This is a genomic window from Bradyrhizobium sp. AUGA SZCCT0283 (assembly GCF_018130385.1).
Taxonomy (GTDB): domain Bacteria; phylum Pseudomonadota; class Alphaproteobacteria; order Rhizobiales; family Xanthobacteraceae; genus Bradyrhizobium.
Genome location: NZ_JAFCLU010000004.1, coordinates 327,138 through 349,888, shown reverse-complemented (window position 1 = coordinate 349,888; position 22,751 = coordinate 327,138). Strand labels below are relative to the sequence as shown.

General features: G+C 63.9%; 22 protein-coding genes. 9 read left to right on the top strand and 13 right to left on the bottom strand.

The annotated features are described in order from the left end of the window. Positions 1-27: 27 nt before the first annotated feature. The 10 genes from JQ624_RS08960 to JQ624_RS08915 form a co-directional block, all read right to left on the bottom strand. Positions 28-1,050 carry a formate dehydrogenase subunit gamma gene (locus tag JQ624_RS08960; RefSeq protein WP_212418490.1) on the bottom strand — a complete coding sequence of 341 codons (1,023 nt, stop codon included), beginning with the start codon at positions 1,048-1,050 and terminating at the stop codon, positions 28-30. Positions 1,051-1,123: 73 nt separating this feature from the next. Further along, entirely contained in the window at positions 1,124-1,720 is a 597-nt protein-coding gene (fdh3B, locus tag JQ624_RS08955) for a formate dehydrogenase FDH3 subunit beta (RefSeq protein WP_028348819.1), read from the bottom strand. Positions 1,721-1,734: 14 nt separating this feature from the next. Next, a complete protein-coding gene (locus JQ624_RS08950; protein WP_212418489.1) occupies positions 1,735-4,701 on the bottom strand; it encodes a formate dehydrogenase subunit alpha in 2,967 nt (988 codons plus the stop codon). A 13-nt stretch (positions 4,702-4,714) separates the two neighbouring features. Next, on the bottom strand, positions 4,715-4,930 hold the full coding sequence (locus JQ624_RS08945) for a hypothetical protein (RefSeq protein WP_212418488.1): 216 nt from the start codon (positions 4,928-4,930) through the stop codon (positions 4,715-4,717). A gap of 33 nt (positions 4,931-4,963) precedes the next feature. Further along, positions 4,964-5,752: a molecular chaperone TorD family protein gene (locus JQ624_RS08940; RefSeq protein WP_212418487.1), complete on the bottom strand. Its 789-nt coding sequence runs from the start codon at positions 5,750-5,752 to the stop codon at positions 4,964-4,966. Between the two features lie 139 nt (positions 5,753-5,891). Next, on the bottom strand, positions 5,892-6,617 hold the full coding sequence (locus JQ624_RS08935) for a DUF3306 domain-containing protein (protein WP_212418486.1): 726 nt from the start codon (positions 6,615-6,617) through the stop codon (positions 5,892-5,894). After that, positions 6,614-7,132 carry a DUF3305 domain-containing protein gene (locus tag JQ624_RS08930; RefSeq protein ID WP_409334306.1) on the bottom strand — a complete coding sequence of 173 codons (519 nt, stop codon included), beginning with the start codon at positions 7,130-7,132 and terminating at the stop codon, positions 6,614-6,616. Before JQ624_RS08930 ends, JQ624_RS08935 begins: the two co-directional genes overlap by 4 nt. A 25-nt stretch (positions 7,133-7,157) precedes the next feature. Beyond that, positions 7,158-8,180, bottom strand: coding sequence for a DUF6352 family protein (locus JQ624_RS08925; RefSeq protein WP_212418485.1), 1,023 nt, complete (start codon positions 8,178-8,180; stop codon positions 7,158-7,160). Then, entirely contained in the window at positions 8,177-8,752 is a 576-nt protein-coding gene (locus tag JQ624_RS08920; RefSeq protein ID WP_212418484.1) for a DUF6505 family protein, read from the bottom strand. Before JQ624_RS08920 ends, JQ624_RS08925 begins: the two co-directional genes overlap by 4 nt. A 7-nt stretch (positions 8,753-8,759) precedes the next feature. After that, a complete protein-coding gene (locus JQ624_RS08915; RefSeq protein ID WP_312014397.1) occupies positions 8,760-9,515 on the bottom strand; it encodes a biotin/lipoate--protein ligase family protein in 756 nt (251 codons plus the stop codon). 152 nt (positions 9,516-9,667) lie between these two features. On the opposite strand from JQ624_RS08915, the gene JQ624_RS08910 reads away from it, so the two are divergent. Further along, on the top strand, positions 9,668-11,704 hold the full coding sequence (locus JQ624_RS08910; protein WP_212418483.1) for a 4Fe-4S binding protein: 2,037 nt from the start codon (positions 9,668-9,670) through the stop codon (positions 11,702-11,704). 7 nt (positions 11,705-11,711) lie between these two features. After that, the gene (locus JQ624_RS08905; protein WP_312014396.1) at positions 11,712-12,563 is read left to right on the top strand and encodes an Mrp/NBP35 family ATP-binding protein; all 852 of its coding nucleotides are present in this window, start codon (positions 11,712-11,714) and stop codon (positions 12,561-12,563) included. A gap of 7 nt (positions 12,564-12,570) precedes the next feature. Here JQ624_RS08905 and JQ624_RS08900 read toward each other — a convergent pair whose 3' ends face one another. The 3 genes from JQ624_RS08900 to JQ624_RS08890 form a co-directional block, all read right to left on the bottom strand. Further along, positions 12,571-12,804: a hypothetical protein gene (locus JQ624_RS08900; RefSeq protein ID WP_212418482.1), complete on the bottom strand. Its 234-nt coding sequence runs from the start codon at positions 12,802-12,804 to the stop codon at positions 12,571-12,573. Between the two features lie 122 nt (positions 12,805-12,926). Further along, positions 12,927-13,952 (bottom strand): histone deacetylase family protein, encoded by a 1,026-nt coding sequence (locus JQ624_RS08895; RefSeq protein ID WP_212418481.1) that lies wholly within the window; start codon positions 13,950-13,952, stop codon positions 12,927-12,929. Beyond that, positions 13,949-14,689: a GntR family transcriptional regulator gene (locus JQ624_RS08890; RefSeq protein ID WP_249129551.1), complete on the bottom strand. Its 741-nt coding sequence runs from the start codon at positions 14,687-14,689 to the stop codon at positions 13,949-13,951. The genes JQ624_RS08895 and JQ624_RS08890 overlap by 4 nt, the downstream gene beginning before the upstream one ends. Positions 14,690-14,816: 127 nt before the next feature. Between JQ624_RS08890 and JQ624_RS08885 the strand changes: the two genes are divergently transcribed. The 7 genes from JQ624_RS08885 (at position 14,817) to JQ624_RS08855 (ending at position 22,747) form a co-directional block, all read left to right on the top strand. Beyond that, positions 14,817-15,608: a class II aldolase/adducin family protein gene (locus JQ624_RS08885; RefSeq protein WP_212418479.1), complete on the top strand. Its 792-nt coding sequence runs from the start codon at positions 14,817-14,819 to the stop codon at positions 15,606-15,608. A 58-nt stretch (positions 15,609-15,666) separates the two neighbouring features. Next, positions 15,667-17,220 carry an ABC transporter substrate-binding protein gene (locus tag JQ624_RS08880; RefSeq protein WP_212418478.1) on the top strand — a complete coding sequence of 518 codons (1,554 nt, stop codon included), beginning with the start codon at positions 15,667-15,669 and terminating at the stop codon, positions 17,218-17,220. Positions 17,221-17,292: 72 nt separating this feature from the next. Then, on the top strand, positions 17,293-18,264 hold the full coding sequence (locus tag JQ624_RS08875) for an ABC transporter permease (protein ID WP_212418477.1): 972 nt from the start codon (positions 17,293-17,295) through the stop codon (positions 18,262-18,264). Further along, positions 18,261-19,100 carry an ABC transporter permease gene (locus JQ624_RS08870; protein ID WP_212418476.1) on the top strand — a complete coding sequence of 280 codons (840 nt, stop codon included), beginning with the start codon at positions 18,261-18,263 and terminating at the stop codon, positions 19,098-19,100. Before JQ624_RS08875 ends, JQ624_RS08870 begins: the two co-directional genes overlap by 4 nt. 2 nt (positions 19,101-19,102) lie before the next feature. After that, the gene (locus tag JQ624_RS08865; protein WP_212418475.1) at positions 19,103-20,710 is read left to right on the top strand and encodes an ABC transporter ATP-binding protein; all 1,608 of its coding nucleotides are present in this window, start codon (positions 19,103-19,105) and stop codon (positions 20,708-20,710) included. Between the two features lie 15 nt (positions 20,711-20,725). Continuing rightward, positions 20,726-21,661 carry a glyoxylate/hydroxypyruvate reductase A gene (locus JQ624_RS08860; RefSeq protein ID WP_212418474.1) on the top strand — a complete coding sequence of 312 codons (936 nt, stop codon included), beginning with the start codon at positions 20,726-20,728 and terminating at the stop codon, positions 21,659-21,661. 9 nt (positions 21,662-21,670) lie between these two features. Then, on the top strand, positions 21,671-22,747 hold the full coding sequence (locus tag JQ624_RS08855; protein WP_212418473.1) for a phosphotransferase: 1,077 nt from the start codon (positions 21,671-21,673) through the stop codon (positions 22,745-22,747). The last annotated feature ends 4 nt before the right edge of the window (positions 22,748-22,751 follow it).

Below are 22,751 nucleotides of genomic sequence, written 5' to 3'. Positions count from 1 at the left end.
TCACCTTATAGCGTGAGCCGAACCGGATCATTCGGCCGGCACAGCTCGTGCACTGTCTGCGGGAGCATCGCCCTTCGCCTGCTGTTCCTCGACCCAGAGCGAGTGATGTTCCTTGGCCCAGTTCAGATCGACCTCACCGGTCCCCATCGCGTCGAACGCCCCCTCCATGCCGATCGAGCCGATATAGATGTGCGCCAGCATGGCGGCGACGAACAGCATCGCGATCACGGCATGGATAACGGTCCAGAACTGCAGCGCCGTCACGTTGGCCGGCAGATACGGGAACAGCAGGAACCAGCCGGACACCGACATCAGCGCGCCGCCGATGATCACGATCCAGAAAATTCCCTTTTGCCCAGCATTGAAGCGCTTGGCCGGCACATGATGTCCCTGGGAGAACAGCCCGCCGCCCTGCTTGATCCACTCCAGGTCGAGCTTGCCGGGGATGTTATCCTTGATCCAGATCAGGAACATGATCGCGAGACCCAGCATGAACGGGAACGCCAGGTAGTTATGCGCAAGCTTGGCCCAGGCCGACATGGCCGCAAAGGCGTCCGCGCCGAACAATGGCAGGATCAGGGTGCGGCCAAAGCTGACATTCAGACCCGACAGTGCAAGGACAATGAAACAGCTTGCGGTGAGCCAGTGGGTGAAGCGCTCAAAGCTGGCGAAGCGCAGGATCGTCTTTCCCGAGAGTCCCTGATGCACGCGAATCCGGCCGCGCACCATCAGGAAGATGGCCAGCACGGCAAGCATTCCGAGGATGGCAACGCCGCCGATCCATGGCAGCTTGCTGCGGTGGAAGTCGCGCCAGTCGCGGCCGGCCGGCTGGATCAGGCTGGCAGCCATTCCGTCGGGGATCGATACGCGCCCGGCGATCTTGTCACCCTCCTTCAGCGCGTTCAGGAGCTTGTCTTCCTGAACGGCCTCGGCGGTCGGCTTGAAGGAAAGCTGGGCGGCTGCGGGACTAGCCAGAACGAACAGCAACGCGAACGCCGCAAACAAAGATTTGAAACCGGCGACCTTGAGAATTGAAAGTGAGCCTGGCATTTGCACAACGCCCTTTCGGTTATCGGAATTACGCTGGATGCCGCCGCGCCTGCGGGGCGCGGCAGCCGTTGCATCAGCCGGTCGGCGAATCGCTGTAGGCGGTCTTCCAGCCCCACATGCCCGAGCCGTAACCGCGCTTCATCACCCGCTCCTTGTAGATTTCGGCGATGATCGCGCCGTCTCCGGCCAGCAGCGATTTGGTCGAGCACATCTCGGCGCAAATCGGCAGCTTGCCTTCGGCGAGGCGGTTGGCGCCGTATTTGGCGTATTCGGCCGGCGTGGAGTCGGCCTCCGGTCCGCCAGCGCAATAGGTGCACTTGTCCATCTTGCCGCGCGACCCGAAGTTGCCGACCTTCGGATATTGCGGCGCGCCGAACGGACAGGCGTAGAAGCAGTAACCGCAGCCGATGCACAGATCCTTGGAGTGCAGCACCACGCCGTCGGCGGTGGTGTAGAAGCACGACACCGGGCAGACCGCGGCGCACGGCGCATCCGTGCAGTGCATGCAGGCCATGGAGACCGAGCGTTCGCCGGGCTTGCCGTCATTGATGGTGACGACGCGGCGGCGATTGATGCCCCACGGCACTTCATGTTCGTTCTTGCAGGCCGTCACACAGGCGTTGCACTCGATGCAGCGGTCGGCATCACAGAGAAATTTGACGCGAGCCATGATCTATTCTCCTCTCACGCCGATTGGATCTGGCACAGGGTCACTTTACCCTCGTGCATGCCGGTGACCGGATCGTAGCCGTAGGACGTGATCGTATTGACGCTTTCGCCCAGCACGATCGGGTCATTGCCCTTCGGATACTTGCTGCGTTGGTCGACACCCTGGAACCAGCCGGCGAAGTGGAATGGCATGAAGGCCACCCCCTTGCCGACACGGTCGGTGACGAGTGCCTTGACGCGGGCCTTCGAGCTGTTTTCCGGACCGAACACCCAGACCCAGCCGCCGTCCTTGATGCCGCGCTCGGCGGCATCCGACGTGTTGACCTCGACGAACATGTCCTGCTGCAATTCGGCGAGCCATTTGTTCGACCGGGTTTCCTCGCCGCCGCCTTCGTATTCCACGAGACGTCCCGAGGTCAGGATGATCGGGAATTGCTTGGCAAGCCCCTTGTCGACCGCCGCCTTCTGAATCGAGAAGCCGAGATTGGTCACGCGGAACTGCCGTCCGTCGGGACGTGTCGGATATTTCGCGACCAGTTCGGGACGCGCCGTGTAGATCGGCTCACGATGGACCGGCACTGGATCGGGCAGATTCCACGCCACCGCGCGGGCCTTGCCGTTGCCATACGCCATCACGCCATGCTCCAGCGTGACACGGATGATGCCGCCCGACAGGTCGACCGCCCAGCCGACGCCATCCGGATTGTTGCCGCCGATCTTGTTGATGGTCGCAAGTTCGTCTGCGGTGAGATCCTTGTCCCAGCCGAGCTTCTTGAGCACGCCATAGGTGAACTCGGGATAGCCGTCGGTCAGCTCGGAGCCCTTGCTGTAGGAGCCTTCGGCCAGCAAATTGACGTTCTTCACCGAACCGTCCGGCTGCTTCTCCTCGTAGACCACGCCGAACCGGGCGCGGAAGGTGCCGCCGCCATCCTTGGCGTGAAGGTTGGTGTTGTAGAGCGTATGCGTACCCGGATGTTTGATCGCAGGCGTGCCCCAGCACGGCCAAGGCAATCCGTAATAGTCGCCGCCGATTTCGGGCTCGTCCGCCTTGGCGCGCAAGGTCACCAGGTCGAACTTGCCCTGGTTCTTCATGTGCGCCTTCAGCCGCTCCGGCGACTGGCCAGAATAGCCGGTCGAGAAGCCGCCGCGGTTGATTTCGCGGAGCAAATCTTCTGGCGACGGGCGGTTGTTCTCCACCTTGATGTTCTTGAACATCTTGTCGGCGAACCCGAGCTTCTCCGAAAGCCGGTAGATGATCTCGTAATCGTCCTTCGATTCGAAGATCGGCTTGACGACCTGCTCGCCCCACTGCAGCGAACGGTTGGAAGCCGTGCGCGAGCCCGAAGTTTCGAACTGCGTGCAGGCCGGCAACAGGTAGGTGCCGTTCTTGCGTTCCGAAATCGCGGCGAACGTCGTCGGATGCGGATCGGCGACCACCAGCAATTCGAGCTTCTCGATACCCTTCACCATCTCGGTCATGCGCGGCACGGTATTGCCGCCGTGCCCCATGATGACCATGGCTTTCAGGCTGTCGCGCTGATCGACGTCGTCGGGATTGGCGAGCGTCGCATCGAACCAGCGGGTCGAGGGGATGCCCGGCAATTCCATGTTCTGCTTGCGGGTGCGGGCCGGACGGCCTGCCTTCGCCGGCACTTCGTCGAAGCGCGACTGCAGGTAGTCGTACTCAACCTCCCAGACGCGCGCCCAGTGCTTCCACGAACCTTCGAACAGGCCGTAGTAGAGCGGCAGCGTCGTGATATCGAGGCCGATATCGGTCGCGCCCTGCACGTTGCAGTGGCCGCGGAAGATGTTGGCGCCGCCGCCGAACACGCCGACATTGCCGGTCGCCAGCAAGAGATCGCAATAGGCGCGGACGTTGGCGGTGCCGACCGTGTGCTGGGTGCCGCCCATACACCAGATGAATGTCGACGGCCGCTGCTTGGCGAAGGTCTCGGCGACCTTCTTCAACTGCTCGCCGGGAACACCGGTGACGCGTTCGACCTCTTCCGGCGTCCACTTGGCGACTTCGGCGCGGATCTGGTCCATGCCGTAGACGCGCTGCGCGATGAACTGCTTGTCTTCCCAGCCGTTGGCGAAGATGTGGTGCAACATGCCCCAGATGACGGCGATATCGGTGCCGCCGCGGAACCGGACATATTCGGTCGCATGGGCCGCGGTGCGGGTGAAGCGCGGATCGAGCACGAACACGTTGGCGCGGTTGAGCTCCTTGCCGGAGAGGATGTGCTGCAACGAAACCGGGTGCGCTTCGGCGGCGTTCGACCCCATGAAGACGATGGTTTTCGAGTTTCGGATGTCGTTGTAGGAATTGGTCATCGCGCCATAGCCCCAGGTATTGGCGACGCCGGCGACGGTGGTGGAATGGCAGATGCGGGCCTGGTGATCGATCGAATTGGTGCCCCAGAATGCCGCAAACTTGCGGAACAGATAGCCGCCCTCGTTGGAGAATTTCGCGGAGCCGAGCAGATAGACGGAATCAGCGCCCGACTTGGCGCGGATCTCGAGCATCTTGTCGCCGATCTCGTTGATCGCCTGATCCCACGAGACCTTCTGCCACTCGCCGTTGACCAGCTTCATCGGATATTTCAGCCGGCGGTCGCCGTGGACGAGTTCGCGCACGGCTGCGCCCTTGGCGCAATGCGAGCCGCGATTGATCGGGCTGTCCCAGGCCGGTTCCTGGCCGACCCAGACGCCGTTCTGCACTTCAGCAATCACGGTGCAGCCGACCGAGCAATGCGTGCAGATGTTCTTTTTGATTTCGGTCGGTGCGCCAACCTTCTCGGGACCGGCCTGCGCCTTGCGCACCGAGCCAAGCGGCATCAGGCCGATCGCGGCGCCCGCGCCGGCCGCCAGACCGGACCGCCGCAGGAACGTGCGGCGATCGAGAACTCCCGACGCGAGGCCGGCGGCGATACCCTGCAAACGCGCCTTGCCTGCGGATCCGTCTCTTCGCTTCATCAACATGTGCGTTGTCCCATCAATAGCGATTGACGCGATAGTAGTTCTTGACGTGATCGGTTTCCTTGTAGCGCGCCTTGACGCGCTCGGCCTGCGACTCGTCCGCCACCGCCTCGCCGCCCGCAAGCGGCACAACGGCTACTGCTGCGACCGCCGAACCGCCCATCAGAAACAGGCTGCGCCGATCCACGCCCGTGGTCCGTGACTTGCCTTTGCCGTCAGATGGCTTGCTCATTGCGATCTCTCCTTGTCACATTGCCCTTCGCCGTCACTCGGACAGCGTGAAGGCCTCGGATTCCAGTTCCATGAAGACACGGCCGGTGCGGCCGACGGCACGGTAGAAGCGCGCCGATGGCGACATTTCCAGATCGGCGAACATCCGCGCCGCCCACGGCTTGAGATGCCGTTCGAAAAAACGCGCCTGTTCGGCGAACTCAGCCTCGAAGTCGTCGCGTGCGAGGCCAGCCATGACCTCGAGCAGGATCGCTGCGTGATCTTCCGGCTCGCGCGAGGCGCCCGCGCGCTCGATCCCGAGCGCGCGCAGATCTTCGCGCACCCGCGCCAGCGGACGCTCGTGAAGAAAGCCGGTCAAATAGTAGGAGGCATAGGGCAGCAGTTCGCCGCGGCCGAGGCCGATGAAGAGATCGAAGAACTCCTTGCTCACGGCGCGGTCGTCTGTCGCCGCTGCTGCCGCTGCGAGTTCGATATGCGCCATGCCGAGATCGGATCCATCGCCTTTCAGCGTGGCCACGCGCCTGAGCGTCTCGGCATCGGGCGCCTTGCCGAGTAACAACGACAACAGGCCGTATTCCGCGGCGCGCAGCCGATCGATTTCGTCGATTTCGGGCTTCGATGTCACCTGATCCTCGGACGGTCCATAGAGATCGGGACGAAGAACAAATCGATTCACCTGCGTCAGCGCCTCGACGGCGAGAACGCGCTCGGCGGGAATGCGCGACCACGCCGAAACCGAGGGCTGCGCAATGCCGATCCCCCGCGCCAGCGATGCAACGCCACCCGCTGCTTTGATTGCTAGTTCCAGACCGGTGTCACGCATGGTGCTACCGATTTCTCCCCGCCCACTCGCGCCCCTCGCCCACACGTGTCCCTCATTTGGGCGTACAACTTAGAACTGGAATTATTCCAAGCTGGGAATCTGTATCATAGGCTTTGCCTATTTCCGCAAATACTTTTGTCTAGACAATCGGTTTTGCGGTGCCATGACGTCGCACGGGCTGCTGCGGTGCAGCAGGGTGTGCCACCTGAGATTCGGCAGATTCGGCGTCGGGCGCGGGTTCGTCGGCACCGCCTTCCGCCTTGGAAACGCCGCCTTCTGTTTCCGGCGCCGCTTCTCCAACCGGTCTCAGCGACTGAACGGGCATATCCTGCGGCGGTTTTGGCGACAGATCGCGTTCAGATAGCTGCCCGGGAGAAGCTGCCGCCTCATTGCCGGAGTTCGCGTCGGGATTTGCAGATTCGGCCGCGGATTCGCCACCCATGATTTGTGAAACCAGCCGCGCAACATCGACGCTAGCGCCGAGCTCACTGCTGCCGGGAACTCCGCCCGGCGTATTCCAGTCATAAGCGTATTCGAGCGCCGGGTTGACGTAATTGCGAATGGCGGGATCCAGCGCCCAGGATTTCCGCAAAGCCGCATTCTTCAGGTGTTCGGGAACGCCTTTGCGCAGAAACGCCGTGATATCGGTCGTTTCCGTCAATTCCTCGAGCTTGGGCAGAGTAGAGAGATCGAATTCCTGCTCACTGACGCTCTCGCCTTGGGCGACCGGCGGCCCGGCTGATGCAGCATCGTCGTCGGCAATTGGCGTATCCTGTCCCGAATCCGGACGCTTCGCCTCCTGCTTGCGCTGCGACCAGCGCGCCAGAAAGCCTCTGTCCTGGTCGGCTTTGTCCGAACCGCTCATGTGCGCCCCGTTCCCTCATCCGGCCGGTCGCCCGGCGCGCGCGGCCGATCGCCGCTGGCGCGATCCCGCTTGCGCTTGTGGAACACGCGCTCGACATGGAATCGATCGACAAAGGCTGCAATCCATGACGCGATCTCGGGCGGCATCGGCACGGTACCGATCACATCGCAGCCGCTTTCGAACATCGCCTCCCCTTCGGTCGGGTCGGCGGTGACCTTGGTCAACTCGAGCTCGGCACCACCGTCCTGGCGCCGCAACGCGACCCAGATCAGCGGCGCGCCGTCGGCCAGGTTATCGCGATAATTCGCTGTGTCCGAGCTGAACAGCTCAATGCTCGCCGGACCGGCGTAATAAAGCGTTGCATCCGCTTCCGTGGACAGCACCGTCCACGGCGCCGTGGCAGGGACCTCGTCCAAAATCATCGCCGGTGCCCACAAATGATCGATCCAGGGATTGTCGATCGATCGGCGGCGCACCACCACGCCAACTTCGCGGGATTCTTCGGTCATTGCCATGGCTGGTCCTCCGCTCGGTGGCCCGTCATGCGGCATTCGCGGTCGCCGCCAGCGGCAACCCCGCGACCAGATTCTGCGGCTTCAGCCGCACCACCTTGTCCGTGCCCATGGCGAGGATGAGGTAGACCGGCTTGTCGCCGACCCGCTCATCCACCAGCCGCGGATCTTCGAAGGTCAGGCGCATCAGGGCCACGATGCGTTCGGCGACACTGCTCTCCAACCGCTCGCCGCGCCACAGCGCATTGCCGATCCGCGTCGCGTCGCTGTCGAGACCTATGAACCAGCGCCAGTCGCGATCCTCGATCGAGGCGATCGTCTCGACATTGACCATGACGCCGAGCAGATGGCCAATCCACCGCTCGATGACCCGGCATAGCCCGGCGCGCGCCTTGGCGTTGCCGCCGAGGTTCATCACCATCGCGTGCGCGTCCGATCGCGACCAGTAGGTCCAGGCGTTTTCGTCGTCCATGACGTCCATCTCGCCGAACGACTTCGGCTGTTGCAGCATGGCCGCGAGCGGCGATGAATGCAGGTCGTGCTGGGCGTGCTGCTCGGCCTCGATCACTTCCGCATCGGCCAGCAGCAGCGTGCCATCGTGAACGGCGGCCAGTTGGCTGCGATAGAACAGCTCCGCTGCGCGCAATATATAAGGGTCGTCGCAGCCTTCGAGCGCGTTGCGCAGGATCAGGTGGCACAATTGCGACAGAAAGATCGGCGGCAGGTCGCCGGCCCCTTTGCGGGCCAGCGCGACATAAACCGCCTCCAGCGACGGCGCCGCCATCAGCCGGTCGCGGAAATTCATCATGAAGGACCAGTTTTCGCGCGCATCGGCATCGGCAAGCCGGGCGATGTCCGCGCCCGATACAGGGCGCAGCGGATCGGCCATCAGGCTCGCATGCAGATCGCGCTCGGCGTCGCAGGCATCGGCCGGCGGCATCAATTCGGGCCGCGCCAGATAGGCCATGATGAGTTCGGGCGTCGCCACCAGCCCGCCGTGATCGGCGCGGCGCGTGAGGTGATGGCCCGAGGCGACCCAGAATTCTCTCATGTGCGGTCCGTCGTCCTGGCATCGGTCCTGATCAGCCCGAGAAGATCGACCTCTTCGGCAGGTTCAGCATCGCCTTCGACTTCATGGAAGGTAAAGGCGCTGGCATGGGCGTGCAACCGGTCGGCATCTGCGGCAACCGGGCGCGGCTTGAGGGTGCGAAAGCGTTCGCGGATTTCGCCATTTTCGACGCTGCGCTGCACGGCAAGCAGCGTCTGCGGCGGATGTTCGCACAGCGAAGCTGCGAACGCGATCTCCTCCTCGGCGGCAAGGCGCGCCGCCTCCGCGTCAGGCGCCCCGAATTTCTCCATCAACTGGCTAGCGAGCCGCTCGATCATCGCCTGCCTTTCGGTCTCCGTTGCTTCGGTGACGATGGCAAGGGTCGACCATCCGAGACTGTCGATCCCGAGAAAGCCCGAACGCAACGCCACGCGCTGCTTCTGGCCGAGCGCGGCCGGATCCCGGTTCCAGAACACGAACGCGCCGGAAACCGCCCATTCCCCGGGTTCGGCCGCCCGCTCGAAGACGAACGTATCCGACGGGTCCAGCCTGATGGTTCGCGGAAATTTCAACATGTCCGCCTCACCCGAATTTCGGACCGCGTGCCTGCGGATCATACCAAGCAGCGCGTCCAAGCGCATCCACGAGACTGCTCCGCGCAGGCGGTCCGCTGGCGGCAGGCAGGGTGACCAGAAGATCGCCGTTGACGTCGATGCCGCGGCGCTCGCCGGCCTTGCGCTTGGGAAGCCGTTCCAGATAGTCCCGCGCGATCGCCTCGAAGCCGCGCTCTTTCCAGCGGTCGAACGCGGTCATCAGGTGGCGGGCGAAGCTCTCGATGATCGCATCAGTATCGACCATCTCGAAACCTTCGCTCAGCAAGGACACGCCCGAAGCCGCCTGCACCTCCGGGACATGCGCCATGGCGGCAGCGCGCAGGATCACGCCGAAAACGAGCCATTCAGGTATGTCATCTTCGGTGCATTCGGCCGGCCAGCCGAGCCGCCCGCCGCCGAGCAATCCCGCGTCGAAACGGATCGCATCAGGCCAATCGAACGTGACCTCCCGCTCCGGCGGACAATGGGCGGCAATCGCATCGGCCAGCGCATTCATGCCGGCAAAGAGTGCCCGGCGCGCCGAGCGGAGCGGTTCGTCGGGTTCAAGTACCACCGCGAACTCGACCAGATCGTAGCGGCGCACCCACACGAGCGTCCCGGCGCCCGCCTCCGCCGCGATCTCGCAGCCATGGGCGAAGGCATCGCCGAGCTCGCGCAACGCGACCAAAGTATAACCGGGGGGCAGATCGAGTGTCTGTTCCGTATCCCCGAGACGAGCGATCACGAAGAACTATTCCCTCATTGCTTCATAGCCTGCGGGTGTATGCTATCCCGCGCAAGCTGGCGGCGCGAGCTGCCTTTGTGTCTTGCAGATATCCGCCCGAGCGGTTACCGCAGAACCGTGGGATGAAGCAATCGGGTTTAAGGTATTTCAAAATGAGTGCGGCAGCGTCTCGCCTCCTGATTTGCAGTTGCGAGAAGACCATGCCGCTCGATGCGGAAGCGATCGGCCGTGGCTGCACGGCCAAGATCGGCCAGGCAAACCAACTCTGCGGCCTCGACCTCGACCGCTTCAAGGAGGCGCTCGTCGAAGGCTTGCCGATCACGGTTGCCTGCACCCAGGAAGCCCCGCTGTTCCGGGAAGTCGCGGAGAATTCGCCGGAAGCCCAGCTCACCTTCGTCAACATCCGCGAGACCGGCGGCTGGTCGAAGGACGCCGCGGCAGCCGGTCCGAAGGCGGCAGCGCTGATTGCCGCAGCGGGCGAAGACATGCCGCCGCTCTCCTTGGTGACGCTCGAGAGCAGCGGCGTTGCGCTGATCTATGGCCGCGACGAGATCGCCATCGAGGCGGCGCAGCGGCTCGCTGACCGCTTGGACATCACCGTGCTCCTGACCAGGCCCGGCGATGTGTCGCCACGCCGCACCAACGAATTTCCGGTTCTCAAGGGCACGATCCGCAATGCGCGCGGACATCTCGGGCAATTCGAACTTGGGATCGACGATTACGCGCTGCCCTCTCCCTCCTCGCGCGCAAAACTCGTGTTCGGGCCTTCGCGCAACGGCGCCACTTCCACCTGCGATCTGATCCTCGATTTCTCGGGCGGCACACCGCTGTTTCCCGCCCACGAATTGCGCCCCGGTTATCTGCGCGCCGATCCGCGCGACAAGGCCGCCGTCGAGCGCGCGATTGCGGACGCCGGCGGGCTGGTCGGCACCTTCGACAAGCCGCGCTTTGTCAATTTCGAGCCGTCGCTCTGCGCGCATTCACGCTCTTCCATTACCGGATGCACGCGCTGTCTCGATCTGTGTCCGACCGGCGCGATCACGCCGAACGGCAATGCAGTCGCGATCGATGCCAATGTCTGCGCCGGCTGCGGTTCCTGCGCTTCCGTATGTCCGACCGGCGCGGCGTCCTATGCGCTGCCGAGCGCGGACGCCCTGATGCGGCGGTTGCGGACGCTGCTGCAGACCTACCGCAGGGCGGGTGGAAGCGATGCCGTCGTCTTGTTTCACGACGGCGAGCACGGCGAAGACATCATCGATGCGCTGGCGCGGTTCGGCGAGGGCCTGCCGGCCAATGTCCTGCCGCTGCGCGTCAACGAGGTGACGCAGCTCGGCCCGGAACTCATCGCCTCCGTCTTTGCCTATGGCGGCAGCGGTGTCGCGCTGCTGACACGCGCAAGACCCCGCCACGACATCACGGCACTCCGCCGCGCGGTCGAAACCTCGGATCGCGTCGTTAGCGCGCTGGGTTTCGGTACCGGCATCATTCAGATCCTCGAGACCGACGATCCGGACCAGTTGCGCGCGATGCTGGATGCCGCCCCTCGCGGGGTCGCAGCCCAAAAGCCGGCCGGCTTCGTGCCGCGGGGCGCGAAACGCGGCGTGCTCGAGACGATTTTTCGCGAGCTCCACCTCGCCGCCCCCGCGCCGGTCGATGTCGTGCCGCTGGCGCCCGGCGCTCCCTTCGGCACCGTGAAGCTTGATGTCGAAGGCTGCACGCTGTGCCACGCCTGTGTCACCGCCTGCCCGACCGGCGCGCTGTCCGATAACCCTGATCGCGCGATGCTGCGGTTCACCGAAAGCCTCTGCGTGCAATGCGGGCTCTGCGAATCCACCTGCCCCGAGAAGGTCATCAGCATCGAGCCGCGTCTCGACTTCCAGGCCTGGAACACGCCGCAACGCGTGCTAAAGGAGGAAGAGCCGTTCAACTGCATCGCCTGCGGCAAACCCTTCGGCACCAAAAGCTCGATCGACCGCGTGCTGGCGAAGCTGGGAGAGAAGCACTGGATGTTCCAGGGCACGAATGCCAAACGCCTCGACGTCATCAAGATGTGCGCGGATTGCCGCGTCGAAGCCGTGGTGAACGAGAGTTTTGATCCGCATTCGGCACCGCAGCGCCCGCCCATCATGACGACGGAAGATTATCTGCGCGCGCGCGATGTGAAGAAGGACGATCCGCTTGGATCGTGAGCAACCAGTGTCCGCCATCCCTCCAGATCTCAAGGCCCGCGCGACCTCAAGGGCCGCCGGCATTCCCGGCGTCAAGCACATCATCGCCGTTGCCTCCGGCAAGGGCGGCGTCGGCAAATCCACCACCTCCTGCAACCTTGCGCTCGGCTTTGCCGCGCTGGGACTGAAGACCGGCATTCTCGATGCCGACATCTACGGTCCGTCGCAACCAAAACTGTTCGGACTGCGCGGCAAGCCGCGGCAGCTCGGCCCGCGCATGCTGGAGCCGATGGAGCGTTTTGGCGTCAAGGTGATGTCGATCGGCTTTCTGGTCGAGGAAGACAATGCCATGATCTGGCGCGGGCCGATGGTAATCTCGGCGATTACGCAGATGCTGCGCGAAGTGGCGTGGGGCGATCTCGATATTCTCGTCGTCGATCTGCCGCCCGGCACCGGTGACGCGCAGCTCACCATGGCGCAAACGGCGCCGCTGGCGGGTGCGATCATCGTCTCGACGCCGCAGGACATCGCCCTGATCGACGCGCGGCGCGGCATTGCGATGTTTCAGAAGGTGAGCATTCCGATCCTGGGCCTGATCGAAAACATGTCGAGCTTCTGCTGCCCGACCTGCAACCATGTCACGCCGATCTTCGGTCACGGCGGCGCGCGGACCGAGGCGGAACGGCGCGGCATTCCCTATCTCGGCGAAATCCCGCTCGACATGCAGATCCGTCAGACCTCCGACGACGGCCGCCCGATCGTCGCCGTCGAGCCCGACGGTGTCCACGCGAGGCGTTATATCGGGATTGCGCGTGAAATCTGGACCGCGATCGTCACCGGCGCGGCGCATCGGCCGCCACCGCGCATCGTCATCGAATAGGCCCGGCTCACGGGCTCATGAAGACCGGATTGATCCGCTCTGCTCCACCGACAAGGCCGAGCGCGCGCAGTTCGTCGCGATGCAGATCGATCATGAGGATCGACAGCATCAGGCAAAGAGCGGCGGCAACGTAAATCAGAAGTGGCGAGGCCGATCTATTGGTCGCATCGCGCTGCGCAGCCGTCCGCTCTCGGGAATAGCTCCAGAATGGAGCCAGCAGAGCCCGCAAAGCTGAGAGCAATCGGACCGTTCTTCGTTGCATCGCGCCCCGAGCCTAGATCGGCCCTAGGCCAATGTCGAGATTTGGGCGTCAGGACATCGTGCCACACCTGCAAGCAGGTGTGGCAGAGGCCGACCTGTGAGCTACCGCGCCTCTTCGAAGCCGCCAAGCGCAGCGGTGAGATTGGCGCCGAGGATATCGGACAGATAGCCTCCCTCCTGAACGAAAACGGTCGGAAGGCCCAATCGGGCGATCGCAGTGCCGATGCGCCGGAAGCCGGCCGTCGTCACCGCAAGGCCGGCGAGCGGATCATGCTCCGAGGCATCGAGACCGAGCGCCACCACGAGCGCACCGGGCGCAAACGCGCGGATGGTTTTTTCCGCCTCGCCGATCGCCTTTATATAATCGTCATCCCCGGTGCCCTTCGGCAACGGAATGTTAAGATTGGCACCGAGGCCGGGGCCCGCGCCGCGCTCATGGGCGTATCCCCACACATAGGGATAGAAGAAGACGGGATCGGCATGGATCGAAACCGTGAGAACGTCGGGGCGTTCGTAGAAGATACCCTGCGTGCCGTTGCCGTGATGCACGTCGACATCGAGAATCGCGACCCGTTCGTGCTTCAGTTTAAGTTGAGCTGCCGCGACTGCGCTGTTGTTAAGAAAGCAGAATCCGCCCGCGAGATCACTATAGGCGTGGTGACCGGGCGGCCGGCAGAGCGCGTAGGCCGCGTCTTCGCCGTCCATCACGAGCTGGGCAGCCGTGGTGGCAACATCGGTCGCGGCACAGGCGGCAGCCCAGGTGCCGGGACCGATCGGGCACCCCGTGTCGGCCGTGTGCCAGCCGAGCCGGCCGACAATGTGGGTCGGGTAGGTGGCGGCGTTGCGGACCGGATGCACATTGGCGATCATCTCCGGGCCTGAATCACCAAGCGCACTCCATGCGTCCCACGCCTCCTCCAGGAAGCGAAGATATTCGGGGCTGTGGACCCGCGACCTCGGGCCCTGACCAAAAATGGTCGGCGCGACCAGATCATGCTTGCCAGCCTTCAATCCTGCCAGCAAGCGATCGGCGCGCTCGGGCTGCTCGGTGGTGCGCTTGACGACGCCGCGCACCAGGAAGAATTGCGGATCGTGGCTGCGGTGCAGTTCGGTGTAGACGGCCTTCACACGGTTACTCCGTTGGTTGGAATGAGAATCCCGCTCGGGGACGCAATGGAATTGCCGCCCGGCGGCGTCAGCTCTCGCACCAGTTTGCCGACTTCGCGCCAGGCGTGACCGATATGGTAATCGACATGTGCGGTGATGCGTTCGGGATGCCCGGCTTCGATCGCCGCCAGCAGCGGCTCGTGGGTCCGAGCGATCTCATGCGGATCATCGTATAGGCGCCCGATCAGTCCGATCACCATGCGCAGTTCCGCCGCCAGATCATCGAACAGCCGCAGCAGGCGCCTGTTGTCGGCGATTTCAAAGATCAGCCGGTGAAAGCGATAGTCCTCTTCCACCTGCCGCGCCGGATCGTCGAGATCGGCAGTCTTGTGCAGAACATCGATTTGCCGCCGCAGCACTTCGCGCGACTGGGGCGTGAGATTCCGCGCAGCCAGCACACCGGCGTGCCGTTCGATGCAAAGCCGCAGATCGTAGATCTCGTCGATGTTCCTGATTTCGAGCTTGCGCACGAAGAAGCCCCGCCGCGGGCTTGCGACGAGCAGCCCCTGCTTCTCCAGCAGCCGCGCCGCCTCCCGCACCGGCGCGCGGCTGACGCCTAGTTCGCGGGCCACCCCTGCCTCCACCACTTTGGACCCGGGAGGCAGCCGTCCCTGAACAATGGCCTGCATCAGAATGCGCGCGATCTGGCCGACCAGATCGCTGTCGGCAAGTGCCGGTAATCCAACAGGAAGAGACATAGGGCGCATCGGCTAAACCCGCGTCATCTGGTGATTATTTTTTAATCGTCGATTGTCGACACTTTAATCTTGCCCAAATGCTGCGCTGCACGCAAGCTGAAAAAGTTGAAAATGGATTAAGGCGGAAATGACAAGCGCAGCCCACAACACCGCGAAGGTATGGCCGGCAGCGGTGGAAGACCAGACGCGGCAGATTCGGATCGACCTCGCGGCCGCTTACCGGCTGATTCACCGGCTTGGTCTCGACGATAGCATCTACACCCACATCTCCGCCCGGCTTCCGGGCCGGCAGGACCGCTTCCTCATCAACCCCTACGGCTTGCGCTTCGAGGAGGTCACGGCGTCCAACCTGGTGACGGTCGACCTCGACGGGAACGTCATCGACGACCCCATGGATCTCGGCATCAACCCGGCCGGTTTCACGATTCACAGTGCGATCCACGCCGCACGGCATGACGCGATCTGCGTCCTGCACACGCACACCGTGGCCGGCGTCGCAATTGCCTGCCAGAAGCGAGGCCTGTTGCCGCTCAATCAATGGTCGCTGCAGTTTACCGACTGCCTCGCCTATCACGACTACGAAGGCATCGCGCTCGACCTCGATGAACGTTCGCGCCTGGTCGCCGATCTCGGCGACAAGTTCGTGATGGTGCTGCGCAATCACGGCATGCTGACCTGCGGACGATCCGTCGCCGAGGCCTTCAAGCTGATGCACAATCTGGAGCGCTCCTGCCGCGCCCAGCTCGCCGTGCAGTCGTCCGGCGCCGAGATCATCGAGCTATCCGCGGGTGTGGCCCGCAAGACGGCCGGTCAATACGCCAGCTTCTACGACGCGATCGAAACCAACGGCGTGCCCGACAGCGAATGGGCCGCCTTCAAGCGGATGCTTGAACGCACCGATCCCGATTTTGCCAACTGACAAACGCAACGCTCGACCCGGTAGCGCGCCGGCCGGCCTTTTTTGAACGAGGTAAGTAATGTCCAAGCGTAAGATATTAATGAGCTTTGCCGTGCTTTGCATGCTGAGCACCGCGGCAGTCGCCGAGGGGCCGAAGGCAGGCGGCGTTGTCAATGCCGTGATTCAGCCGGAGCCGCCGAGCCTGATGGTGGGTCTGGTCCAGAACGGCCCGACGCAGATGGTGGCTGGCAACATCTACGAAGGCCTGCTGCGCTACAGCCCCAAACTGGATCCTCTGCCCGGCCTCGCCGAGAGCTGGACCGTCAGCGAGGACGGCAAGATCTACACGTTCAAACTCGTGAAGGGCGCGACCTGGCACGACGGCAAGCCGTTCACCTCAGCGGACGTCCTGTTCTCGATCGAATTCCTCAAGCAGACCCACGCACGCGCCCGCGGCAATCTGGTGCAGCTCGACAAGGTCGAGGCACCCGATGAATCGACGGTCGTCTTCACGCTGAAGCAGCCGTTCGGTCCCTTCATCGGCATCTTCGAGGTCGGCTCGCTGCCGATGATCCCGAAGCACATCTATGAAGGCACCGATTTCAAGACCAACCCGGCCAACAACACGCCTGTTGGCACCGGGCCCTTCATGTTCAGGGAATGGCAGAAGGGCTCGTTCATCCGCCTGGTCAAGAATCCGAACTACCACGTGAAGGGCAAGCCCAACATCGACGAGATCTACTGGCACGTCATTCCAGATGCCGCCGCGCGTTCGGTCGCCTACGAAACCGGCAAGGTCGACGTGTTGCCCGGCGGCTCGGTGGAAAATTTCGACGTGCCGCGCCTGAGCAAGCTCAAGAACACCTGCGTCACCGGCGCCGGCTGGGAATTCTTCAGCCCGCATTCCTGGCTCTGGCTCAACAACCGCGCAGGGCCGACTGCGAACAAGAAATTCCGCCAGGCGCTGATGTTTGCGATCGACCGCAACATGGCCAAGGACGTGGTCTGGAACGGCCTCGGCAAGGTCGCGACCGGTCCGTCGGGCTCCGCAATCAAGTACTACACCAGCGCGGTGCCAAAGTACGACTACGATCCGGCCAGGGCAAAGGCGCTGCTCAAGGAAGCCGGCTACACCGGCGAGAAGGTTCGCATGCTGCCTTTGCCCTACGGCGAAACGTGGCAGCGCTGGGCCGAAATGGTTCGCCAGAACCTGCAGGACGTCGGGATCAATGTCGAGATGGTCGCGACCGACGTCCCCGGCTGGAATCAAAAAGTCAGCGAGTGGGACTACGACATCGCCTTCACCTATCTCTATCAGTACGGCGATCCCGCGCTCGGCGTCGGCCGCAACTACATCTCCAGCCAGATCGCCAAGGGCTCGCCGTTCAACAATGTCGAAGGCTATTCGAACCCTGATGTCGACAAGCTGTTCGCCGATGGCGCGGTCGCCTTCCCCGATGCGGCGCGCGAGGAGATTTACGCCAAGGCGCAGAAGATTCTCGTCGAGGACGTGCCGGTCGCCTGGATGCTCGAGCTGCAATTCCCGACCATCACCCGCTGCAGCGTCAAGAACCTGGTCACAACAGGCATCGGCGTGAACGACGGTTTCCGCGACGCCTGGATCGAGAAGTAATCATCGACCCGCGGGGCGTCAGACCGCAGGTCTGACGCCCCGATATCGCGCCTCCAACGCAATCGAAAGAATATGATTTCCTTCATCGCCCAGCGGATCGCGAAGGCCATCGTCGTCCTTCTCGCGCTCGTCGTTCTCAACTTCTTCCTGATCCGGATAGCGCCGGGCGACCCGGCGCTGGTGATGGCGGGCGAAGCGGGCGCAGGCGATCAGGTTTTCCTGGCTCAACTGCGCGAGAAATTCGGTCTCGACCAGCCGCTGCCGGTGCAACTGTTTCTCTATGTCAAAGGCATTCTCAGCCTCGATCTCGGATTCTCGTTTCGCCAGCAGATGCCGGTCGCGACGCTGATCCTGCAGCGCCTGCCAGCGACGCTGTTGCTGACCGGGACCGCGTTTGCGATCTCGCTGGCCTTCGGCATCCTGTTCGGCGCGCTGGCGGCGCGCTTTGCTGGCACCTGGGCCGACACCGCGATCACAGTGCTGGCGCTGGTCTTCTACGCCACGCCGCTGTTCTGGGTCGCGCTGATGGCGATCCTGCTGTTTTCGGTCACGATGGATTGGCTGCCGAGCTTCGGCTACGAGACGGTGGGCGCAAACTATACCGGGCTGACGCACGCGCTCGACGTCGCCGCCCACCTCATCCTGCCGGCGACGACCATCGGCCTGTTCTTCATGGCCACCTATGCCCGCATGACGCGCGCCTCGATGCTCGAGGTCAACAGGCTCGATTTCGTCAAGACCGCGCGCGCCAAGGGCCTGTCCGATACCGTGATCCAGCGCCGCCACGTGCTGCGCAACGGGCTGTTGCCGGTGGTGACGCTCGCGGGCCTGCAGGCAGGCACGCTGGTCGGGGGCGCGGTTCTGACCGAGACCGTGTTCGCGTGGCCGGGCATCGGCCGCCTGATGTACGAGGCCCTGCTGCAGCGCGACTATAATCTGCTGCTCGGCGTCTTCGTCGTCTGCTCGGCCATGGTGCTGGCCTTCAACCTGATCACGGATCTCGTCTACCGCTCCGTCGATCCCCGCATCGAGTTCGCCTCATGAGACAGGTCTGGCGAATGCTGTTGCGCAATCCCGGCGGCATGATCGGCGTCGCGATCCTGACGATTGCGATCGCGGTTGCGCTGGTTGGTCCGCTGCTGTTTCCGACCTCGCCCTGGCGCATGGTGCAGCGGCCGTTCCTGCCGCCGTTTACGATGGCCAACCTGCCGCTCGGCACCGATGCGCTCGGCCGCGACGTGATGGCAGGCATCATCTACGGCGCACGGGTTTCCCTGCTGGTCGGCCTGATCTCGACGCTGGCGTCGCTGGCCGTCGGGATTCCGCTCGGCGCGGCGGCCGGATATTTCGGCGGCAAGATCGACGATGCCTTGATGCGCTTCACCGAGTTCTTTCAGACCGTCCCGAGTTTTGCGCTGGCGATCGTGCTCGTCGCGATCATGCAGCCCTCCATCGTCTCGATCGTTTCAGCCATTGCCATCGTGAGCTGGCCCCCGGTGGCGCGGTTGGTGCGCGGCGAAGTGCTGTCGCTGCGCACGCGCGAATATGTCCAGGCGGCCGTCGTGACCGGCCAGACCCATTGGTGGATCATCTGGCGCGAGATCCTGCCGAACGCACTGTCGCCCGTCATCGTGCTGGCCTCGCTGATGGTCGCGACCGCGATCCTGCTGGAATCATCGCTCTCCTTCCTTGGGCTCGGCGATCCCAACCTGATGTCGTGGGGCTACATGGTCGGCGCCGGCCGCACCGTGATCCGTCAGGCCTGGTGGATCACGGTATTCCCCGGCATCGCCATTCTGGTCTCGGTGCTGGCGCTGAACCTGATCGGTGAAGGCCTCAACGACGCGCTCAATCCCCGCCTCGCCAAAGGGGGACGCTGAGCATGACCGTCGTCATCAAGAACCTGAAGCTGGCGCTACCGACCGGCGGCGACCGCGCTTACGCGGTGGACGGTGTTTCGTTCGAACTATCAGCTGGAAAAATCCTCTGCGTGGTCGGCGAATCCGGTTCCGGCAAATCGATGTGCGCCCACGCGCTGATGGGCCTGCTGCCGGAAACGGTGAAGTCGGAGTCCGGCGAGATTCTCTTCGACGGCAAGAACCTCTTGTCGCTCAGCCCAGCGGAATGGCTGGCGCTGCGCGGCCGCGGCATCGCCATGGTGTTCCAGGAGCCGATGACGGCGCTCAATCCGTTGATGCGGATCGGCGACCAGATCGCCGAAATGTTCGAGGCGCATGATCTGTTGTCGCCGAAGGAGCGCCGGCAAACGGCCCTCGCCCTGATCCGCGAGGTCGGGCTGCCCGACCCGGAGCGGATCGTTCGCGCCTACCCCCATCAATTATCCGGCGGCCAGCGCCAGCGCGCGATGATCGCCATGGCGCTGGCGCTGGAGCCCACCGTGCTGGTGGCCGACGAACCGACCACCGCACTCGATGTCACGACGCAGGCGCAAATCCTCAAATTGATCCGCGACCTGCAGCGCCGCCGCAACATGGCCGTCATGTTCATCACCCATGATTTCGGCGTCGTCGCCGAGATTGCCGATCGCGTCGTCGTGCTTCAGCACGGCAAGGTGGTCGAACAGGGCACCGCTGACGACGTGCTGCTGCGCGCCCAGCATTCCTATACCCGCGCATTGCTTGCCGCCGTTCCCACCCTGCAGCCACCGCCGCGGACTTCCCTGCTCGACCGCGGCAAGGCGGTGGAAGTGATCGGCCTCGGCAAGACCTATGTCAGCGGCGGCGGCTGGTTCCGCGCCGAACGACGCGTGCAGGCGGCCAGGGAAGTCAGCTTCGACATTTTTCGCGGCGAGACGCTCGGTCTGGTCGGCGAATCCGGTTCCGGAAAGTCCTCGGTGGCCCGGCTCGTGATGCGCCTGATCGAACCCGACGCCGGCACCGTCCGCATCGGCGACGTCGATCTCACCCGGATCAAGGGAAAGGCGCTGCGCGAGCAGCGCCGCCGCATCCAGATGGTGTTCCAGGATCCGTTCGCCTCGCTCAACCCGCGCCGAAAGGTCGGCAACATCATTACCGATGGACCGATCGCGCATGGCGTCGATCCGGCGGCCGCACGCAAGCGTGCCGGTGAACTGCTCAGCCTTGTCGGCCTCAATGCGAGCGCGATGGAACGCTTTCCGCATGAATTCTCCGGCGGGCAACGGCAGCGCATCGGAATTGCCCGCGCACTGGCGCTCGACCCGGAAATCCTGGTCGCCGACGAAGCGGTATCCGCGCTCGACGTGTCGGTGCAGGCGCAAGTGCTGGACCTGTTGGAAGACCTCAAGGCCCGGCTCGGCCTCTCGATGCTGTTCATCACCCACGATTTGCGCGTGGCCGCGCAGATTTGCGACCGCATCGCGGTGATGCAGCACGGCGCGATCGTCGAACTCAAATCCGCATCGCTGCTGTTCGCTGCCCCCGAGCACGCCTACACGCGCGAGCTGCTTTCCGCGGTGCCCGGCCAGACGTCATCGTCCAAGGCGGCATGAACGGGACCACGAACGATGCGCTGCGTCCTGGTTAGCAAGAGCCTCGATCTTCGCGGCTATCTCGGCCCGCAATTCATCCGCGCCGCCGACCGTATCGAAATCATCAGCCATCCGCACGAGGGGCCGGCAACGGACGTCCGGCTGGCGGTGGCCTGGCATCCACCGGATGACGCATTCGAACGCTATCCCAATCTGCAGGCGGTCTGCTCGATCGGCGCCGGCGTCGACAACATCTTGGCGTGTCCCAGCCTGCGCCCCGATGTCGACGTGATCCGCGTCGTCGACCCGGCGCAGGCGCAGATGATGTCGGGTTTCGTTGCCTGGCACGTGATCGGGCATCAGCGGCGCTTTGCGACCTATCAAGCGCAGCAGCGCGAGCAACGCTGGCAGCGTCTCGGCCTGCGCCGGGCGCAGGACGTGCCGGTCGGCATTCTCGGCTTTGGCGAGATCGGCCGCCGGGTCGCCGCCGATCTTGCTTTGCTTGGTTTTCCGGTCATGGCGTGGAGCCGGACCGCAAAGCCTGCGCCGCAAGGCGTGCGTGGCTTTCATGGCGCCGCAGGCCTCGATGCCATGCTCGGCCAGACCGAGGTTCTCGTGAACCTGCTGCCACTGACGCCGGAGACCAAGGGCATCCTCAACCGCAAGACATTCGCCCGAATGTATCGTGGTGGCTACCTGATCCAGGTCGGCCGCGGCGAGCATCTGGTCGAAGCCGATCTGCTCGCTGCGCTGGAAGACGGCCAGTTGGCCGGCGCTGCGCTTGATGTGTTCGCGGCCGAACCATTGGCACCGCGGCATCCGTTCTGGCGACATCCCCGCATTGTCGTCACGCCGCACGATGCATGCGAAGTGAGCGTGGAAGCGATCGGGGCGACGTTTCGCGCGACGGCGGAAGCGATACGAGCCGGCCGGCGCCCACCGCACTCCATCGACCGCGAACGCGGCTACTGAGCGACACCCATGAATATTCTAGTGCCGGACCAGTCTCCTGCGACGGTTGCCACTCACCCGATCGACACGCTGCGCGCCGCATCCGCCATTCCGGAAACGCAGGCCCAACGACTGGCGGCCGAGCATTACGGCCTGATCGCCGCCGTGCACCGGCTTGACAGTGAGCGCGATCAAAACTTTCGGCTGCATTCGCTGAGTGGCCGCGAATATGTCCTGAAGATTGCCAACCCCGCGGAAGACCGCGCGGTGACCAACCTGCAGACGGAGGCCCTGCTCCACCTCGCTGCTGCGGACCCCGGCCTGCCGGTCCCGCGCATCTTTCCGGCGCGGAACGGCATGACGGAGCTTGATGTCACGTTCGGTGACGGCTCAACCCGCGTAGTCCGCCTGTTGTCGTATCTAGCGGGAACCCCGATGCATGCGGTCGCAGAGTCGACGGCGCTGCGGCGTGATCTCGGCCGCTGCGCCGCACGGCTCGCGCGGGGTCTTGGCGATTTCAGGCATGGCGGGGCAAATCACAAATTGCTGTGGGACCTTCAGCACGCCGCCGAACTGCGCCCGCTGATCGACGCCGTCCCGGCTGAACGGCGCGGTCTGGTCGAGGACGTGCTCGGCGGTTTCGAAACCCGCGCGCGGCCCATCCTTCCACAGTTGCCGAACCAGCCCGTCCATAACGACCTCAACCCGCACAACGTTGTCGTCGACCCCGAAACCCATGCCGTCGTTGCCGGGATCATCGATTTCGGCGACCTCACCTGCACGGCGCGGGTCAACGACCTTGCGATCGCAGCGGCGTATCAGGTTGCCGACAACGACGATCCGCTTGCTCCGGCCTGCGAAATGATCGCGGCCTACCATGCGGTGCTGCCGCTGGAGCCGGCCGAATTCAGCGTGCTGTTCGACCTGATCGCCACGCGTATGGCCATGACGGTCGTGATCAGCAGTTGGCGAGCTGCCCGTTATCCTGCTAACCGGGACTACATTTTGCGCAACAATGCCGCGGCCTGGGCGCGGCTGCAGCGCATGGCGACGCTGTCGCGAGACCAGGCCGCCTCTCAGATTCAACGCGCCTGCAATGTGGGATAGAGAT

Excerpts from the sequence above, each read along its gene's own strand:
- JQ624_RS08960 (WP_212418490.1), bottom strand. The coding sequence starts at position 1,050 with ATGCCAGGCTCACTTTCAATTCTCAAGGTCGCCGGTTTCAAATCTTTG.
- fdh3B (WP_028348819.1), bottom strand. The coding sequence starts at position 1,720 with ATGGCTCGCGTCAAATTTCTCTGTGATGCCGACCGCTGCATCGAGTGC.
- JQ624_RS08950 (WP_212418489.1), bottom strand. The coding sequence starts at position 4,701 with ATGTTGATGAAGCGAAGAGACGGATCCGCAGGCAAGGCGCGTTTGCAG.
- JQ624_RS08945 (WP_212418488.1), bottom strand. The coding sequence starts at position 4,930 with ATGAGCAAGCCATCTGACGGCAAAGGCAAGTCACGGACCACGGGCGTG.
- JQ624_RS08940 (WP_212418487.1), bottom strand. The coding sequence starts at position 5,752 with ATGCGTGACACCGGTCTGGAACTAGCAATCAAAGCAGCGGGTGGCGTT.
- JQ624_RS08935 (WP_212418486.1), bottom strand. The coding sequence starts at position 6,617 with ATGAGCGGTTCGGACAAAGCCGACCAGGACAGAGGCTTTCTGGCGCGC.
- JQ624_RS08930 (WP_409334306.1), bottom strand. The coding sequence starts at position 7,132 with ATGGCAATGACCGAAGAATCCCGCGAAGTTGGCGTGGTGGTGCGCCGC.
- JQ624_RS08925 (WP_212418485.1), bottom strand. The coding sequence starts at position 8,180 with ATGAGAGAATTCTGGGTCGCCTCGGGCCATCACCTCACGCGCCGCGCC.
- JQ624_RS08920 (WP_212418484.1), bottom strand. The coding sequence starts at position 8,752 with ATGTTGAAATTTCCGCGAACCATCAGGCTGGACCCGTCGGATACGTTC.
- JQ624_RS08910 (WP_212418483.1), top strand. The coding sequence starts at position 9,668 with ATGAGTGCGGCAGCGTCTCGCCTCCTGATTTGCAGTTGCGAGAAGACC.
- JQ624_RS08890 (WP_249129551.1), bottom strand. The coding sequence starts at position 14,689 with ATGTCTCTTCCTGTTGGATTACCGGCACTTGCCGACAGCGATCTGGTC.
- JQ624_RS08885 (WP_212418479.1), top strand. The coding sequence starts at position 14,817 with ATGACAAGCGCAGCCCACAACACCGCGAAGGTATGGCCGGCAGCGGTG.
- JQ624_RS08880 (WP_212418478.1), top strand. The coding sequence starts at position 15,667 with ATGTCCAAGCGTAAGATATTAATGAGCTTTGCCGTGCTTTGCATGCTG.
- JQ624_RS08875 (WP_212418477.1), top strand. The coding sequence starts at position 17,293 with ATGATTTCCTTCATCGCCCAGCGGATCGCGAAGGCCATCGTCGTCCTT.
- JQ624_RS08870 (WP_212418476.1), top strand. The coding sequence starts at position 18,261 with ATGAGACAGGTCTGGCGAATGCTGTTGCGCAATCCCGGCGGCATGATC.
- JQ624_RS08865 (WP_212418475.1), top strand. The coding sequence starts at position 19,103 with ATGACCGTCGTCATCAAGAACCTGAAGCTGGCGCTACCGACCGGCGGC.
- JQ624_RS08860 (WP_212418474.1), top strand. The coding sequence starts at position 20,726 with ATGCGCTGCGTCCTGGTTAGCAAGAGCCTCGATCTTCGCGGCTATCTC.
- JQ624_RS08855 (WP_212418473.1), top strand. The coding sequence starts at position 21,671 with ATGAATATTCTAGTGCCGGACCAGTCTCCTGCGACGGTTGCCACTCAC.